Annotated in this window: 13 protein-coding genes and 2 other annotated features; all 13 genes read right to left on the bottom strand. The window is 28.6% G+C overall.

Going from position 1 to position 15,995, the window contains the following annotated elements; translation table 11 throughout:
* Positions 1–59: 59 nt before the first annotated feature.
* The 13 genes from ACRC03_RS03080 to argF all read right to left on the bottom strand — a co-directional run bounded on the left by ACRC03_RS03080 (position 60) and on the right by argF (position 15,358).
* On the bottom strand, positions 60–1,475 hold the full coding sequence (locus ACRC03_RS03080) for a cation:dicarboxylate symporter family transporter (protein WP_438651082.1): 1,416 nt from the start codon (positions 1,473–1,475) through the stop codon (positions 60–62).
* Between the two features lie 148 nt (positions 1,476–1,623).
* On the bottom strand, positions 1,624–1,986 hold the full coding sequence (locus ACRC03_RS03075; protein ID WP_438651081.1) for a hypothetical protein: 363 nt from the start codon (positions 1,984–1,986) through the stop codon (positions 1,624–1,626).
* Between the two features lie 67 nt (positions 1,987–2,053).
* A complete protein-coding gene (locus ACRC03_RS03070; RefSeq protein WP_438651080.1) occupies positions 2,054–2,800 on the bottom strand; it encodes a M48 family metallopeptidase in 747 nt (248 codons plus the stop codon).
* Between the two features lie 80 nt (positions 2,801–2,880).
* The gene (ilvB, locus tag ACRC03_RS03065) at positions 2,881–4,551 is read right to left on the bottom strand and encodes a biosynthetic-type acetolactate synthase large subunit (protein WP_438651079.1); all 1,671 of its coding nucleotides are present in this window, start codon (positions 4,549–4,551) and stop codon (positions 2,881–2,883) included.
* Positions 4,552–4,557: 6 nt separating this feature from the next.
* Positions 4,558–6,207, bottom strand: a complete 1,650-nt coding sequence (gene ilvD, locus ACRC03_RS03060) for a dihydroxy-acid dehydratase (protein ID WP_438651078.1) — start codon at positions 6,205–6,207, stop codon at positions 4,558–4,560.
* Positions 6,173–7,210 (bottom strand): ketol-acid reductoisomerase, encoded by a 1,038-nt coding sequence (ilvC, locus tag ACRC03_RS03055; RefSeq protein WP_438651077.1) that lies wholly within the window; start codon positions 7,208–7,210, stop codon positions 6,173–6,175. Before ilvC ends, ilvD begins: the two co-directional genes overlap by 35 nt.
* Before the next feature lie 113 nt (positions 7,211–7,323).
* Entirely contained in the window at positions 7,324–7,578 is a 255-nt protein-coding gene (locus ACRC03_RS03050) for an ACT domain-containing protein (RefSeq protein WP_438651076.1), read from the bottom strand.
* Positions 7,579–7,642: 64 nt separating this feature from the next.
* Positions 7,643–7,892, bottom strand: a binding site (T-box leader).
* Between the two features lie 93 nt (positions 7,893–7,985).
* On the bottom strand, positions 7,986–8,948 hold the full coding sequence (locus tag ACRC03_RS03045; RefSeq protein ID WP_438651075.1) for a peptidylprolyl isomerase: 963 nt from the start codon (positions 8,946–8,948) through the stop codon (positions 7,986–7,988).
* A gap of 15 nt (positions 8,949–8,963) precedes the next feature.
* Complete coding sequence (locus ACRC03_RS03040; protein ID WP_438651074.1) at positions 8,964–9,776, bottom strand: polysaccharide deacetylase family protein; 813 nt, start codon at positions 9,774–9,776, stop codon at positions 8,964–8,966.
* A 237-nt stretch (positions 9,777–10,013) separates the two neighbouring features.
* Complete coding sequence (locus ACRC03_RS03035; RefSeq protein WP_438651073.1) at positions 10,014–10,940, bottom strand: S8 family peptidase; 927 nt, start codon at positions 10,938–10,940, stop codon at positions 10,014–10,016.
* A 143-nt stretch (positions 10,941–11,083) separates the two neighbouring features.
* On the bottom strand, positions 11,084–12,487 hold the full coding sequence (locus ACRC03_RS03030; protein WP_438651072.1) for an MATE family efflux transporter: 1,404 nt from the start codon (positions 12,485–12,487) through the stop codon (positions 11,084–11,086).
* Positions 12,488–12,501: 14 nt separating this feature from the next.
* Complete coding sequence (locus ACRC03_RS03025) at positions 12,502–14,151, bottom strand: M20/M25/M40 family metallo-hydrolase (protein ID WP_438651071.1); 1,650 nt, start codon at positions 14,149–14,151, stop codon at positions 12,502–12,504.
* Positions 14,152–14,344: 193 nt separating this feature from the next.
* Positions 14,345–15,358, bottom strand: a complete 1,014-nt coding sequence (gene argF, locus ACRC03_RS03020) for an ornithine carbamoyltransferase (RefSeq protein WP_438651070.1) — start codon at positions 15,356–15,358, stop codon at positions 14,345–14,347.
* Between the two features lie 64 nt (positions 15,359–15,422).
* Positions 15,423–15,633, bottom strand: a binding site (T-box leader).
* Between the last annotated feature and the right edge of the window lie 362 nt (positions 15,634–15,995).

Below are 15,995 nucleotides of genomic sequence, written 5' to 3'. Positions count from 1 at the left end.
TTAAAAAGATTTACACTAAAAAAGCTACCTTACATGGGTAAGATAGCTTTTTAAAATTATTAAGCAGATTTTTGATCATTATTTAATATATTGTTTATACTATTAAATGTATCTTTTTCTACTTTACCTAATGAATTAGCAACAGTTATCGCTGTAGCGGTTGCTCCATTTACATTTAAGAAAGTACGTCCCATATCTAGTATTGGGTCTATTGCAAGTATTCCACCAGCTAGAGGGAAATAAGCACCAAGTCCTACACCAGATAAAACTACTGAAACAGCCATAGTTGCAGTTCCTGGAAGACCTGCAATACCTAATGAACTGATTGTTATTACTACTAATAACATAGCATAGAAGCTTATGTTCATTTCAACATTCGCCATATTTGCTATAGTAACAGCCATTAAAGCAGGATATATACCAGCACATCCATTCATACCCATATTAGCACCTAAGCTTGCTGTAAAACTTGCTATACCTTCATCTACACCTTGGTTCTCTTTTAATGAATCTATAGTGACAGGTAATGTTCCTAAACTTGAACGAGATGTAAATGCTAGTATTAATGGTTGTGCAGCATTTTTCATATAAGTTACGGGATTTAATCCATTTAAGGCTATTATTACTAAATGTATAACAAACATTATTGCAACCGATATATATAATGCAGCTACAAATTGTACAACTGAAATCATAGAGGATAATCCACGAGCTGTTATTGTATTAGCAAGTAATGCAACCACTGCATATGGCATAAACTTAATCACAGTCATAGCTACACTAACTATTATTTTGTAGAACGCTTCTACTAAATCAACAAAAGGCTTTATTACGCTAGCCTGCTTTTTGTTTAATCTCTTAACTGCTAGTCCTAAGAATGTAGCAAATATTATTACTGCTACTATATTTCCTTCAGTCATTGATGCTACTGGATTTGATGGTAGTAATCCTCTTAAAGTATCTACTAGAGGTGTTATTTCTCTAAGCTCTGTATCAGCAGCAACTACTACATTCGCTCCAACACCTAACTTCATAACATTTCCAACTATAATACCAACTATTGCTGCAATTGCAGTTGTAAGTAAAAGCATACCTAATGATCTAAAGGCTACAGTTCCTAGATTGTCACCTTCACCCATATTTATTATAACTCTTATTATTGATACAAATACCATTGGAACAACTAACATTTTCAATAAATCCATAAATCCGTATCCAAATAATCCATACCACTTAGTTACTTCTTGTAACCAAGTTACAGTTGATGGATCTTCAGGTAGCTTTGCTACTAATTGTATTATTACCCCTAATATAAGTCCTATAATTGTTGCTAAAATTGTTCTTGTAGAAAATTTAATTTTCTTCTTTTCAAATTGCTTAACAATAAAGAATGTCCCTATAAGTACAGCTATGAATAAAACTGTCTTAATATCTGTAATCATAAGGAATTGTGATAAAAATGAACTTTCTCCCATTATTGCTTCCCTCCATGTTGTGATATTGTTTTCCACAAATTATGCTATAATATTAACATACTAATGTCAATATTATTTTAAGTATTTTGTTTTTTTACCATTTTTTTCAAACTATTTATTTACCAATTATATTATAAAAAAATAAATCTTATCCTTTAACTTTATATTTTACTCTTTTTACTTTTTTATATTTAGATTTTCTAGCTAATTGTGATGATACACTTTCATTTGCAGTTTCTTGTACAGTAGTTTCTATCGCACCATTTAATTTTGCATTATCAATACCCTGTTTTATTAAAAGTATTGCTATATCTGAAGATATCATCCCTAAAAAAGCTAGTAATAGCTCTAAATCTGTTTGGTTTAATTCTTCTGCAATAGCATAAGCTATAATAGAAGATAATACTACAAAGTCTCCATAACTAAACTTATCTAAACCCAAATTTAAATTTTGAGAGGTATTATTTTGAGATTCACTTTTGCAGTTATCTTTTGAAGTATCTTTTGGCATACCAATCCCTCCCTTTATAATCTAAGAATACATTAATAAATTATATGCTTTTATTTGTATTCTTAGATTATAAAGTTAACATATAGCTATATTTTTTTAGCCATTCTTCTTCTAATTTATAGTCTGGCATCATGCTTTTTACTAAATTATAAAAATCCTTTGAGTGATTTAAATGTACTAAATGGCTAAATTCATGAATTAAGATATAATCTATGGATTCAGGCCTAGCCATAGCTATTTTAGAATTGATATAGATTGCTCTTTTAGAGGTACATGTACCCCATCTTCTCTTTTGTTCTTTTACTTTTAAAGTACTTGGTATTAATTTCATCATCGTTTGAGAGTTTTCTCTACACTTAATTAATCTCTCTATTATAATTTTTTCACTTTCTTTTTTATACCATTGTTTCAAATGTAATTTTATATATTCATTTTCATCACTGCTACCATTAAAAATTATATTATTATCAATTATATATATTTCTGGTCTTTTAGTTGCAATTGATGTATTTTTTATTACTTTTAAAACATATTCTTTACCTAAATAAAATAATTTTGTGCCTGTTTTTAGTTCTCTTTCCTCATCTATATATTCTACATCTTTATATTCTTCAATTTTTTTTAGTATCCAATCTCCTTTTTCTACTAATATTTCTTCTAATTTTGTTATAGGCACTTGTGATGGAGTAATAATTGTCACATTTTCTTTTGGTTTTATTTGAATAGTTATGTTTTTTCTCTTCCTATATATTAATTTTGCCTTTATTTTATTATTTTTATAATTTACTACTATAGTATTTTTTTCTTTGTTCATTTTATCCCCAACCTTATCAAATTTATATGTTTAATATTATTATACATAAAAACACCCACATAAATAGTAGGTGTTTTAAATTAATCGCATATTAAATTTTCTAACTTATCATTTGGTGGTACTATTGGATATACATCATAATCTTTATTTATATTACATTGCAAAATTACAGGTTTATTAATATTTATTTTTTCTAATGCTGTTTTTAATTCTATCATAGTGCTAGCCATATATCCCTCTATGTTATATGCATTGCCCAATTTTATATAATCTACATTGTCTTGAATATCAGTTTGAGAATATCTTTTCCCTGAAAATAATTTTTGCCACTGTCTTACCATTCCTAATGAACCATTATTTAATAAAAGTATTACAACAGGTATATTGTATGCTGATACTGTAGCTAATTCATTACAATTCATTCTAAAGCTTCCATCACCAGTAACTAAAATAACTGTTTTTTCTTGATTAGCAACTTTCGCTCCAATAGCTGCTCCTAAACCAAATCCCATAGTTCCTAGACCTGCTGATGTTATAAATTTTTTACCGGTTTTGAAATTCCAGTACTTAGCTGCCCACATTTGATGTTGTCCTACATCTGTTACTAAGATAGTTTCTTCTCCTAGTTTTTTATTTACTTCTCTAAGTATATTTTGAGGATGAAATTCTTCTTCCGGAATTTCCTTTAAATTTTCAAAATACTTTATTTCTTCTTTCCATTTATAATTGTTTTTATTATTTAGACCATCAATTAATAAATTCAATGTTTCTCCAATATCTCCAATTATAGACACATCTGTATTTATATTTTTATTGACCTCACTTTTATCTATATCAATGTGTACTATATCTGCATTTTTTGCAAACTCCGAGCTTTTACTTATAACTCTATCACTAAACCTTACACCTATTCCAATTAGTAAGTCACAATTACTAATTGCTAAGTTACTTTCTTGACTTCCATGCATACCTACCATTCCCATAGACAATTCATGGTCTCTATCTATAGAAGAAAGTCCCATAAGGCTATTTACAATGGGGGTATCTATCTTAGTTGCAAATTCATTTAATAGATTTTCAGTATTTGAAGACTTTACTCCACCTCCAGCATAAATTATAGGTTTTTTAGATTTATTTATTAAATTTATTATTTTTTTTATTTCAGAATTATCAATATTTTTTTCCTCTGATTTTATTTCATATGGTATATAATCATCTACATTATAAGTAATATCAGTTAGAAATACATCTTTTGGTATATCTACAAGTACAGGTCCCTTTCTTCCACTATTTGCTACTTTAAAAGCTTCTTTTACAACATTAGGTATATCTTCTACTTTTCTTACTAGGTAACTATGCTTTGTGATTGGAAAAGTTACTCCTGTTATATCTATTTCTTGAAAAGAATCTTTTCCCAGTAAACTTCTAGGCACTTGGGCTGTGATTATAACCATTGGTGTTGAATCCATAAATGCAGTTGCTATGCCAGTTACTGCATTTGTTGCTCCTGGACCTGATGTTGTAAAACATACACCAACTTTATTAGTGCTTCTTGCATATCCATCTGCAGCATGAATCAATCCTTGCTCATGTGCGGTTCTTATATGATTAAAATCTTCTTCATAATCATATAAAGCATCGTAAAGTGGTATATTTGCTCCTCCTGGATATCCAAATATCATTTCTACCTTTTCTTTCTTCAAACATTCTAATAATAAGCTTGCACCATTCATATACTTCACTCTCTTCATTTATCTTTATTTAAAAACAGCTCCATCCGATGCTGAACTTACCAGCTTAACATATTTCTTTAGATATCCCTGTAGGCTTCTTTCTTTTATTACTAATTTTTCTTTTCTTTCTTTTAAAATTTTTTCTTCTACTAATATATCTATACTATCATTAGCTAAACTTATTTTTATCAAATCTCCTTCTTCAACTAGACCAATAGGACCTCCTTCATAAGCTTCAGGGGATACGTGTCCTATACAAAGTCCTCTTGTTCCACCTGAGAATCTACCATCTGTTATAAGACATACACTGCTATCAAGGCCTATTCCAGATAGTGCCGAAGTTGGCGTTAGCATTTCTCTCATTCCTGGACCACCTTTTGGTCCTTCATATCTTATTACGACAACTTCACCTTTCTTTATAGTTCCTTTTAATATAGCATCTACTGCTTCATATTCTCCATTAAATACTCTTGCAGGTCCTGTAAAATCTACAACACTTTCATCTACGGCAGATTTTTTTATTACAGCTCCATCTGGAGCAAGACTTCCTTTTAATACCTTTATTCCTCCACTACTAGAGTAAGGAGAATCTATATTTTTTATTATTTCATTATTTTTCTTTTCTCTTAATAGTTCACAGACTACCTTACCTTCACAAGTCATAAGTTCTTTATTAATCAAATTATTTTTACTTAACTCATTCATAACAGAGTAGATTCCACCAGCTTCATCTAAATCCTGTATATAATGATTTCCTGCAGGACTTAGTTTACAAAGATTAGGAGTTTTCTTACTTATTGAATTTATTTTATCTAAGTCCATTTCAACATCAGCCTCATAAGCTATTGCACTTAAATGAAGTACAGTATTTGTAGAACACCCTAGTGCCATATCTACTGCTAATGCATTTTCAAAACTTTCTTTTGTCATTATGTCTCTTGATTTTATATCTTTCTCTATAAGTTCCATTATTTTCATACCAGTTTGTTTTGCTAATCTTCTTCTTTTTGAATATACAGCTGGTATTGTACCATTTCCTCTTAATGCCATTCCTAAAGCTTCAGTCATACAGTTCATAGAGTTTGCTGTAAACATTCCTGCACAAGAACCACATGTAGGACAAGCACTTTCTTCTAGTTCGTATAATTCCTCATAGCTCATATCATTGTTATTTACTTTTCCTACTGCTTCAAATACGGTTATTAAGTCTGCAGATTTATCATTAAACTTTCCTGCTAGCATTGGTCCACCACTTACTACTATACATGGTATATTTAATCTAGCTGCTGCCATTAACATTCCAGGTACAACTTTATCACAGCTTGGAACTAATACTAATCCGTCCAACCCATGTGCTTTTGCCATTATTTCAATACTATCCGCTATTATTTCTCTACTTACTAAAGAATATTTCATACCTTCATGATTCATAGCTATACCATCACACACTGCTATAGAAGGGAATTCAAGGGGAGTTCCCCCCCCTATTAAAACTCCTCTTTTTACCGCTTCAGTTAATTCTCTTAGATGTATATGTCCAGGAACTATTTCATTGAATGAGTTTACTATTCCTACGAAAGGTTTTTCTATTTCCTGATCCGTATATCCACTTGCTTTAAGTAAGGATCTATGAGGAGCTTTAGTTAGTCCCTGCTTCACATGGTTGCTTCTCATTTTTTTCTTCCCCCTTATTTAAGAATGACATCATTTTTCTTAAGTCTCTACCTACTTCAGCCATTGGCATATTAAAGTCTTCGTTTCTCCATTTTAAGAAGTTTGGTAATCCTTTTTCATTTTCCTCTATCCATTCCTTAGCAAATTTTCCATTTTGTATATCATTTAATACTTCTTTCATTGCAGCCTTTGAAGCATCCCCTACTACTCTTTTACCACTTACATAATCACCATACTCTGCAGTATCACTTATACTATATCTCATCATTTCAAAACCGCCTTGATATAGTAAATCTACTATTAGTTTTAATTCATGCAAACATTCGAAATATGCTACTTCTTTTTGATATCCTGCTTCTACTAAAGTATTGTAGCCTGCCTTTATAAGTTCACTTGCACCACCACAAAGAACTGCTTGTTCTCCAAACAAATCGGTTTCAGTTTCTTCTTTAAATGTTGTTTCTAATACACCTGCTCTTGTAGCGCCTATCCCTTTTGCATAAGCCAAAACTACCTCATATGCATTTCCAGTATAATTTTGATAAACAGCATATAATGCTGGTACTCCACTATCTTCTGTAAACACTCTTCTTACTAAATGTCCTGGTCCTTTTGGAGCAACCATTACAACATCAACATTTGCTGGCGGCTTTATTTGATCATAGTGTATATTAAATCCATGAGCAAAAGCTAATGTTTGACCATCTTTTAAATTATTTTTTACGCTATTTTCATATATTTTTTTTTGAGCAGTATCTGGTAAAAGTAACATTACTATATCACTTTCTTTAGTTGCATCTTCTACACTTTTCACTTCAAATCCATCTTCCATAGCTTTTTTAGCTGATTTACTTCCTTCATAAAGACCTACTATTACATCGATACCACTCTCTTTAAGGTTTAATGCATGTGCATGACCTTGACTTCCATATCCTAATATTGCAACTTTCTTTCCTTGTAATACTTCTACATTTACATCTTTATCATAGTACATCTTTTTCATTTTTATTTCCCCCTTGTTTTATTTTATATTTTAATTAAGTAAAATTGTTTTTTGTATTAAACATCAATACTTATTTATAAGCTTCTTTATTTTTAGTAATTTCAAATTGCAATTTATGCATATCTTGTAGATATATTTCTGTTTTCAATTTCTATATTTTCTACATCATGTAATTTACTCATATAATTTAATACAGTTTCTATTGATGAGACATCTTCATTAATTGTTAATTCTATTGATGCATTATTATTTGAATCTGTTATCATTCTTATTGATTGTATATTTATTTCTTTTCTTCTTAGTGTCATCGTAACTCTAACAAAAGAATCTATACCTTGATTTAAATCGGCATATACAACTTTATCCATTTTTAATACCTCCTATATATTTGTATAAAAAAACTTCCGCCATTATAAAAAATATAAAATCTTTTATAAGGACGAAAGTTATATTTCGCGGTACCACCTTATTTGTAGCTTTTTAGCTACCATCTCTTTCTTAGGTCAAATATATTAACCCTAACCTTTTAACGCTGGCACACGTTCATACTTATTAAAATATATTTTTCAGTATGAAAGCTTAGGAGTGATCATTATATGCATAGTTTAATCCAACTCTCAGCAAATGTTGGTTCTCTGTAATCAAACTTTATAAACATTTTTCTCTCCGTCTTGGCTTTTTATTATTTAATTATTACTACAAATTATATTTATAAATTTATCAACTGTCAATTATATCGTTTAATTTTTATGAATATTTTGAATTTTACATCACTTTATTTTTTTCTAATATCCGACATTTCATTTAATTTTTTTATATGTTCTATATACTTTTGGTTTAATATTTCATCTTTTATTTCATTTTTACTTTCTTCTAGCGTTCTTATTCTTATTCTTTCATCATTTATCTTAACTATGTGATATCCGTAACTTGTTTCTATTATTTTATATGAATCACTTTTATTTAACTTAAAAATAGAATTAGTGAATTCAATATTTTTGGCTTCTTTTGTAAAATATCCTAAGTTTCCTCCGTATTTTCCTGTAACCTTGTCATCTGAATATTTTTTAGCCAGTTCTTCAAAAGTTTCTCCATTGTTAATTCTAAGCAATATATCTGAAGCATTTTTTTTAAGCATTTCCTTTTCTTCATCATTTACACTATTTTTATTTCTATCTACCGTAGATATAAGTATATGAGATGCATTTATCTCGTTTTGATTAAAATCTTTTGTATTATTTTTATAATAATCTTCTATTTCTTTTTCACTTATATTTATAGTATTTTCAAAGTGTTTCTTATATTTTCCAATCACTATATCTTTTGATATACAACGTAATAAATACTCTTTTCCTAAATCTGTATTCTCTACAATTTCTTTGTAATTCGGATTTGAATTTATAGCTTTTTCTACTTCTTTATATTTAAAATTTACTTCCTCATCGCTAGGAACAATACCTAACTTATTTCCTTGTTGATATATAATTTCATTATCTATCATAAATGCTAATATTGAGTTTTCTAAGTTTTTGTTGAAGCTTTTACTTTGGTTTTCTAGTATAGAACTATATTCTTTTTCGTTTATATATTTATTCGTATTGTTTACTATTCTAATAGTTTGATTATATTCTTCTTTGGGTATAGGAACTCCATTTACTGTTGCTATATTATTATCGCTACAACCTATAAGAGTAATTGATAGCAATAGTATTATTCCTATATAAGCTTTTTTTTTCAATAAAATACACCTCATTTAGTCATTATATAAATTTCCAAGCCAAAAATTTTGTGGATGTTTATTTTGTTCTATTGCTAAAAGCTCATATCCTTCATCACATAAATAACTTAATAATTTATCTAAGGCTTGTACTGTTTGCTTTTTTTCATGCATTAAAATTATAATTTCATTTTGATTTTTTGAATATAATTTAACATTTTGTATAATTTGTTCTGATGTAGCCCTCCAATCTTGTGTATCTATATCCCAATCCCAAATACTGTATCCTTCATCTATTAAAACATTATATGATTCACGAGATGTATATGGCTTACTTCCATAAGGAAGTCTTATTAATTTTGTTTCTTGTCCTGTTATTTTATAAAAGGTTTCTTTGTTTCTTTCAAATTCTTCTTTAGCTGAATTTTTATTTTTATAAAGTTTATTTATATCATGAGATACACTATGAAGGCCCACTGAATTGCCTTTTTCAATTACACTTTTAACTTTTTCTGGATAAACTTTCATATTTTTATCTATCATAAAAAAAGTACCTTTAGCATTGTATTTTTCTAATATATTTAATATATCCTCTGTATACTTAGAGGGCCCATCATCTATTGTTATATATGCAACTTTACCACTACTTTTACTTGGACCTTTATTACCCTCTTCAATAGTGTTACATATCATATCTGTAATAGTATTTGTGGATAAAGTTTGCATGTTAAAACTATAATTATTTTTAAAATTTCCATAACTTATATTAATATTAGCAATGGACATTATTAAAATTGCTCCACCACTTAAAATAATAGTTGCCTTTTTTTTATCAATTTTTTTGCCCATAAGCTTTCCTCCAATGCCTAATACATAATTCATGTCATCTTATGTGTGATTTTAGTTAATTTTTCTTTTTATAATAGTATTAGTTAATTTTTTTCTTTTATCAGTAAATATAGAAATTAATATTGTTTTTTAATGATAAAATTTTGGAAATTATTTTTTCTAATTTGAAATTAATTATATAATCTACTTTTTATAAAAAGATAGCTTAAAGGTACTACACCTTTAAGCTATTTATATTTATTTTGTGTTGTACATATTTAAATAGACATATCCATTTCCTTGAAGGGTTCTAGCATAATTTAATGTATTAGTACACTTTACAAGCTGAGCATAATACTCTGATTCTGTCAATTTTCTTCCGAATTCTTTTATAGACCATTCTATCAATAAAGCTAAAGCTCCAGTTACATGTGGTGTAGCCATACTTGTTCCACTTAAAGTTGCATAGGATTGATTTTTATACGTGGATAAAATAGCAACACCTGGGGCTACTACATCTACAAACTTATTAGAATCTGTAAATGGTGCAATATTTTTATTTTTATCTATTGCTCCTACTTCTACAACCTCATCATATGCACCAGGGTAATCAAACTCATCAGTATTTGGATTTCCATTATCTCCTCTATTTCCTGCTGCACATACAACTAATATATTTTGATTTATAGCTAAAACTACTGCATCGTGTAACGCTTTTACGTCTGAAGGCCCTCCTAATGACATAGAGATTATATCTACTTTTTGCTGTATTGCATAATTTATAGCATTTATTATAGATGTAATACTTCCACTTCCATTTTTGTCTAGTGCTTTTAGTATTAATAAATTAGCATTAGGTGCTACACCTGTTATACCAACATTATTTGTATTTGCCGCTATAGTTCCTGCAACATGAGTTCCATGTCCTTGATAGTCTTCATATATATTAGGGTTTGATTTATCATCTGTAGTAAAGTTTTTGCCACCTATAATACTTCCACTTAATGCAGGATGTTTTGTATCACAACCTGTATCAATAATAGCTATAGTTACTCCTTTTCCAGTGTAACCTTTATTCCAGATAGCTGGAGCATTAATTAAGTTTACACCATATGGAATAGTATATGCTAAATCAGTAACTACACCTTCATTGCTAAAAGGAACTAATTTAATATTATCTTCCATCACTACATCCCCTTTTTGCACTTTCTATGGAAAATAGGAATATCCTATTTCCATATAAATTATGATAAATTTAGACTAAAGGTTACAATTATAATGTAAAAGACCTATAATACTCATTGAGTAATTATAGGTCTTTTACATTATTAATCTTTTGAAGTTTTTTCTATAGCTAATTCTACATTGAAATTTTCAAGTTCCTTATTATTATTTTTTTTGTAGCTTTTTAATTCATAAATAACTATTATTCCAGTTATAGCAACAGAAATAAAATCTGCAACTGGCTGAGCCATCCATATTCCCTGTAAATTAAAAAATCTAGGTAATATAAGTATTGCTGGTATTAGTAGTATTACTTGTCTTAGCAGGCTTAAAAACATAGCAGTTTTAGCTTTTCCAATAGACTGCATGAAATTGATTCCAGTTATACTGATTCCAACTATAGGCAACATTAACAAGTAGATTTTTATTCCATCAATTGATATTTTCATAAGATTCGGGTCTTTATTAAATAAACCTACTATAGCTGCTGGAAATGTTTGTACTACAAATGTTCCTAGGCAAAGTATTATTGTTGCTGCACATAAAGAACATAAATAAGTCTTTTTTACTCTTTGATATTGTTTTGCTCCATAATTAAAACCTATTATAGGTTGAGCTCCCTGATTTAATCCAAATATAGGCATTAAAAATACCATTGCTACTGAAGATATAGTTGTCATTGCTCCTATTGCCAGGTCCCCTCCATATAATTTTAAAACATGATTAGATATTACTTGTACTGAACTTGCAGCTAACTGCATTGCAAAAGGAGATAAGCCTATTGCAAAAACTCCACCTATTAATTTTTTATCTATTTTTAAGTTTTTCTTTTCAAATTTAAGATTTGAATTTCCACCTAAGTAATAAATTAAAGTTAAAATAGAAGTAAGTGTTTGAGCTGTTACAGTAGCTAAGGCAGCTCCTCTTATTCCCATATTAAATTTAAATATAAATAAAGCATCTAATATTATATTTGTTACACATCCAATTATCATTATTCCTGCTGAGATTTTAGGACTACCATCAGCTCTAATTGAATGATTTAAAGAAAAAGCAAATAAATTTGGTATTGTTCCCAATAAAATTATTTGTGTAAAAGCTTTTGCATATTCTAAAGTATCTTCACTAGCCCCAAATGCTATTAAAATTTTATCTTGAAATACTAGCCCCACTACTGTAAGTATTGCTCCTACAAACACTGACATAGTCATAGCATTACCAATTAGCTTTTGAGCTTCTTCTTTTTTTCCTTGACCTAGTTTAATTGATATATTAGTTGTAGTTCCAAGACCTATTAACATACCAAAAGCCAATATTATAGTAGTTATAGGCATAGTTACTCCAAGACCAGTTATAGCTAAAGAACCTACATTAGGTATATTACCTATAAATATTCTATCTATTACATTATATAAACCATTTACTAACATACCTATTATAGCTGGGATAGAGTATTTTAGTAATAGTTTTCCTATAGATTCAGTTCCGAGCACTTGATTGTTAGACATATTTAGCATCTCCATTACATAGTTATTATTTTTTCCACTATTTGTCTTACTAACTTAGGTGTCACATTGAAAGAATAATCTACTAATATTCTCTCCGTAAACTTATGAGGGTCTTTACCATGTGGTCCATAATTTAAAACGGGTAAATTTAATTTCTTTATCTCTTCAAAGGGTATATTGTATTTGTATCCTAGAATTGGCATATTAGGCTTTAAATATTTTACTACTTCTTCTCCATCTTGTAGTGCAAAATAACTAAGGTCTGATAAGCCTTTGAAATATTTCTGTATTTTTATATCCTCATTATAGTTATCTTTTGCATAAGCAATAACCTCTTTTGTAGCACTTATAATTTTTTGGTGCTTTAAATTACTTTCATCCATTCCTACATGAGGATAGTATGGTGGTGCAAAAAAAATAACTATTATCGGCCCTTCTCCTTTTGCAAAATTACATACTTCTGATACAATATTTGATGTAATATCTCTTTCATCTAAGGTTTTGTCAATTGACCAAAGTTCTATTTTTTTATTTATATGCTGTACAAAGTTTTCTCCTTCTTGAATATATTTTTTTTTATACAGTTCATCAAAAGTATATATTTTTATATTGACATTTTCAACTTGTACTTTTGAGCATGATAATATTTCATATTTTTCCTTTGAGGTTTTTATTTTGTCATGTACTGATACTGCTGCTTCATTACATATATCTTTTATTTTTACTATAATTTGTTTTGGGTTAGATTTTAAGGTTTGTATATTATAATACATTATAGAACTTGGTGGCATTTGTATATTGTAGCATTTTTTTGTATCTTCATATTTTAAACAAGTTGGCGGCATAGTAATTTCACTACCTACCTTTTCGCATAAATCTGTATTTAAATCTAATCTTGATAATATTTCAGCTCCTATTAAATTTGGATTTAGACCAGATAAACTTTCTCCAACATGAACTTCTTTTCCTATAATGTAAAATCCTAAAAGTAATTTACCACAAGTTCCAAAATAAACGTACTTATTATCATCTCCTGGGTATGCTCCAAAATCAGGTTCGGAATTTAATACTGCTATTGGACTTAAGTTATGCTCTTTTATTATTTGATTTATAAATGGAATTGCACTAATTGCTCCCTTAGAGTTTGATTCTTCGTCAGGTACTGATATTAAAAGTAAATTACCTTCAAAATTTTCATCTTCACTATAGCGTTCTATTAAAGACATTTGCATTGCAAGACCCATTTTCATATCCATTATGCCTCTTCCAAATAAATACTTCCCTGATAATAAGTCCTTTCTTGATTCTTCATCTAGTGTATGAATATTTTCCTTAAGTTTTTCTGTATAAACATAAGGGTCAAGTATATATTTTTTTAATTGACCTGCATTTTCAATATCTGCAGTATCCATATGCGATATTATTAAAAGTGTTTTATCAATTTTCTTTTTAGATTTCATTAAAGCACATACAAAGTATCTATCTAAATCATCATTTACAGGTTGTAAAAATAAATGATTAGGATTTTTTTTATAATAATCTAATTGCTTTAGCTTTTCGTATATAAACTTTGCTATTTCTGTTTCATCTTTAGTAGATGATACACTTTTTATCTTTACAAGTTCTAAAGTAAGTTTGATTAATTCATCTTTTGTTTGCCACATATTATTTGCCCCCTAAAAGTTTATGATTATAAGCTAATAGTAGTTTAAATTGGTATTTTATTCAATAAGTTATGGTTAAAATTACGGTCTTATTATGATATAATAAAAGCAAATAATAGGAACTTATCAAAGTAACATAATTGAAATAGCATAGTAGCCTTATTAAAAGGGCAACTATGCTATTTCAATTATGTTAATTATTTAATTTAAAATCACTGATAGTTGCAACCATTACAGCTTTTATAGTATGCACTCTATTTTCTGATTCATCAAATACTTTTGAGTATTTAGAGTTGAATACTTCATCAGTTACTTCCAGTTCTTTTAAACCGTATTTTTCATATATTTCTTTTCCTATTTTTGTTTCTAAATCATGAAAAGCTGGTAGACAGTGTAAAAATATAGTATCTTCTTTTCCTATTTTTTCTATCATTTTCATATTAACTTGATAATCCTTAAGTAAATTTATTCTTTCTTCATACTGATCTTCTTCTCCCATAGATACCCATACATCTGTATAAATTACATCTGCATTTTTAATATCCTCCATACTTTCTGTTAAAATAACACTACCTCTTGATTCCTTGGCAATTTCTTTCATTTCTTCTACTAAAATTTCTTCTGGCCAAAGTTTTTTTGGAGCAAGTGCAACAAATTTCATACCCATTTTTGCACAACCTGTCATTAAAGAATTTCCCATATTGTTTCTTGCATCTCCTACATACACAAATTTTATATGCTCTAGTGGTTTATTACAATGCTCAATTACAGTTAAAAAGTCTGCAAGTATCTGCGTTGGATGGTACATATCTGTTAATCCATTCCATACTGGAACTCCTGAAGCTTTGGCTAAAATATCAACAGTTTCTTGTTTAAATCCTCTAAACTCTATTCCATCATAAAATCGACCTAATACTTTGGCTGTATCTTCTACAGATTCTTTTTTCCCCATATGGCAATCTCCAGGTCCTAAATAAGTTGTACATGCCCCCTCATCAAAAGCAGCAACCTCAAAAGCACATCTAGTTCTTGTAGAATTTTTTTCGAATAGTAATGCTATATTTTTTCCTTGTAGTAAGTTGTCTTTTATTCCAATCTTCTTCTTTGTTTTTAAATAACTTGCTAAAGATAATAAATATCTTATTTCATCTTTAGTATAATCTTTTAAAGTAAGTAAGCTTCTACCTTCTAAGTTTACATTTGCCATTTTTATATCCCCCATAGTTAATATTATAAATAGTATAAAAAAAACGCCCCTTAGCATATTAATGCTAAGAGGCGATATTTCCGCGGTACCACTCTTATTGATAAGTTTTTTCTTATCATCTTAAATCTCTTAAGGCGAGACAATCCTATTACCATACTTACTTTCAGGTAATCTTCTCTAAAGCTCTCTTCACTCAAATCTTGTTACTAGGATTCCACCTCTCCCCAGCTCTCTATAAACTCCACCTAAGCTACTCTCTTTTTCACTGAATTTTCAATATACTATTACGATAAATAATATTGATTTTTATATTCTTTGTCAATTATTTCATATATTTTTTATATCTAATTTAATATATATATCTTAAACTATTATATTAAATTCATAATTTACTCTCTATCAAAGTAAAAAACACTCTTGAATATATTAATTTATAATCAAGAGTGTTTGCCTAAATTAAATATGAACTTCTATTTCTACTCCAAAATGGTCTGATATTATTTATCCTGAATTATTCATGAACACATTTAATTTTATCAATTTTAATAAAATTAGATGTGTTTATTTTGTTTATGTTAAATCTAGCAAATTTCTAATTTATTTACCTAAAAAAGAATACACTTTCTCTAAGGTCCAG

It is taken from the genome of Romboutsia sp., assembly GCF_051659545.1.
GTDB lineage: Bacteria > Bacillota > Clostridia > Peptostreptococcales > Peptostreptococcaceae > JBOFOR01.
This window is presented reverse-complemented; position numbering and strand designations above follow the sequence as displayed.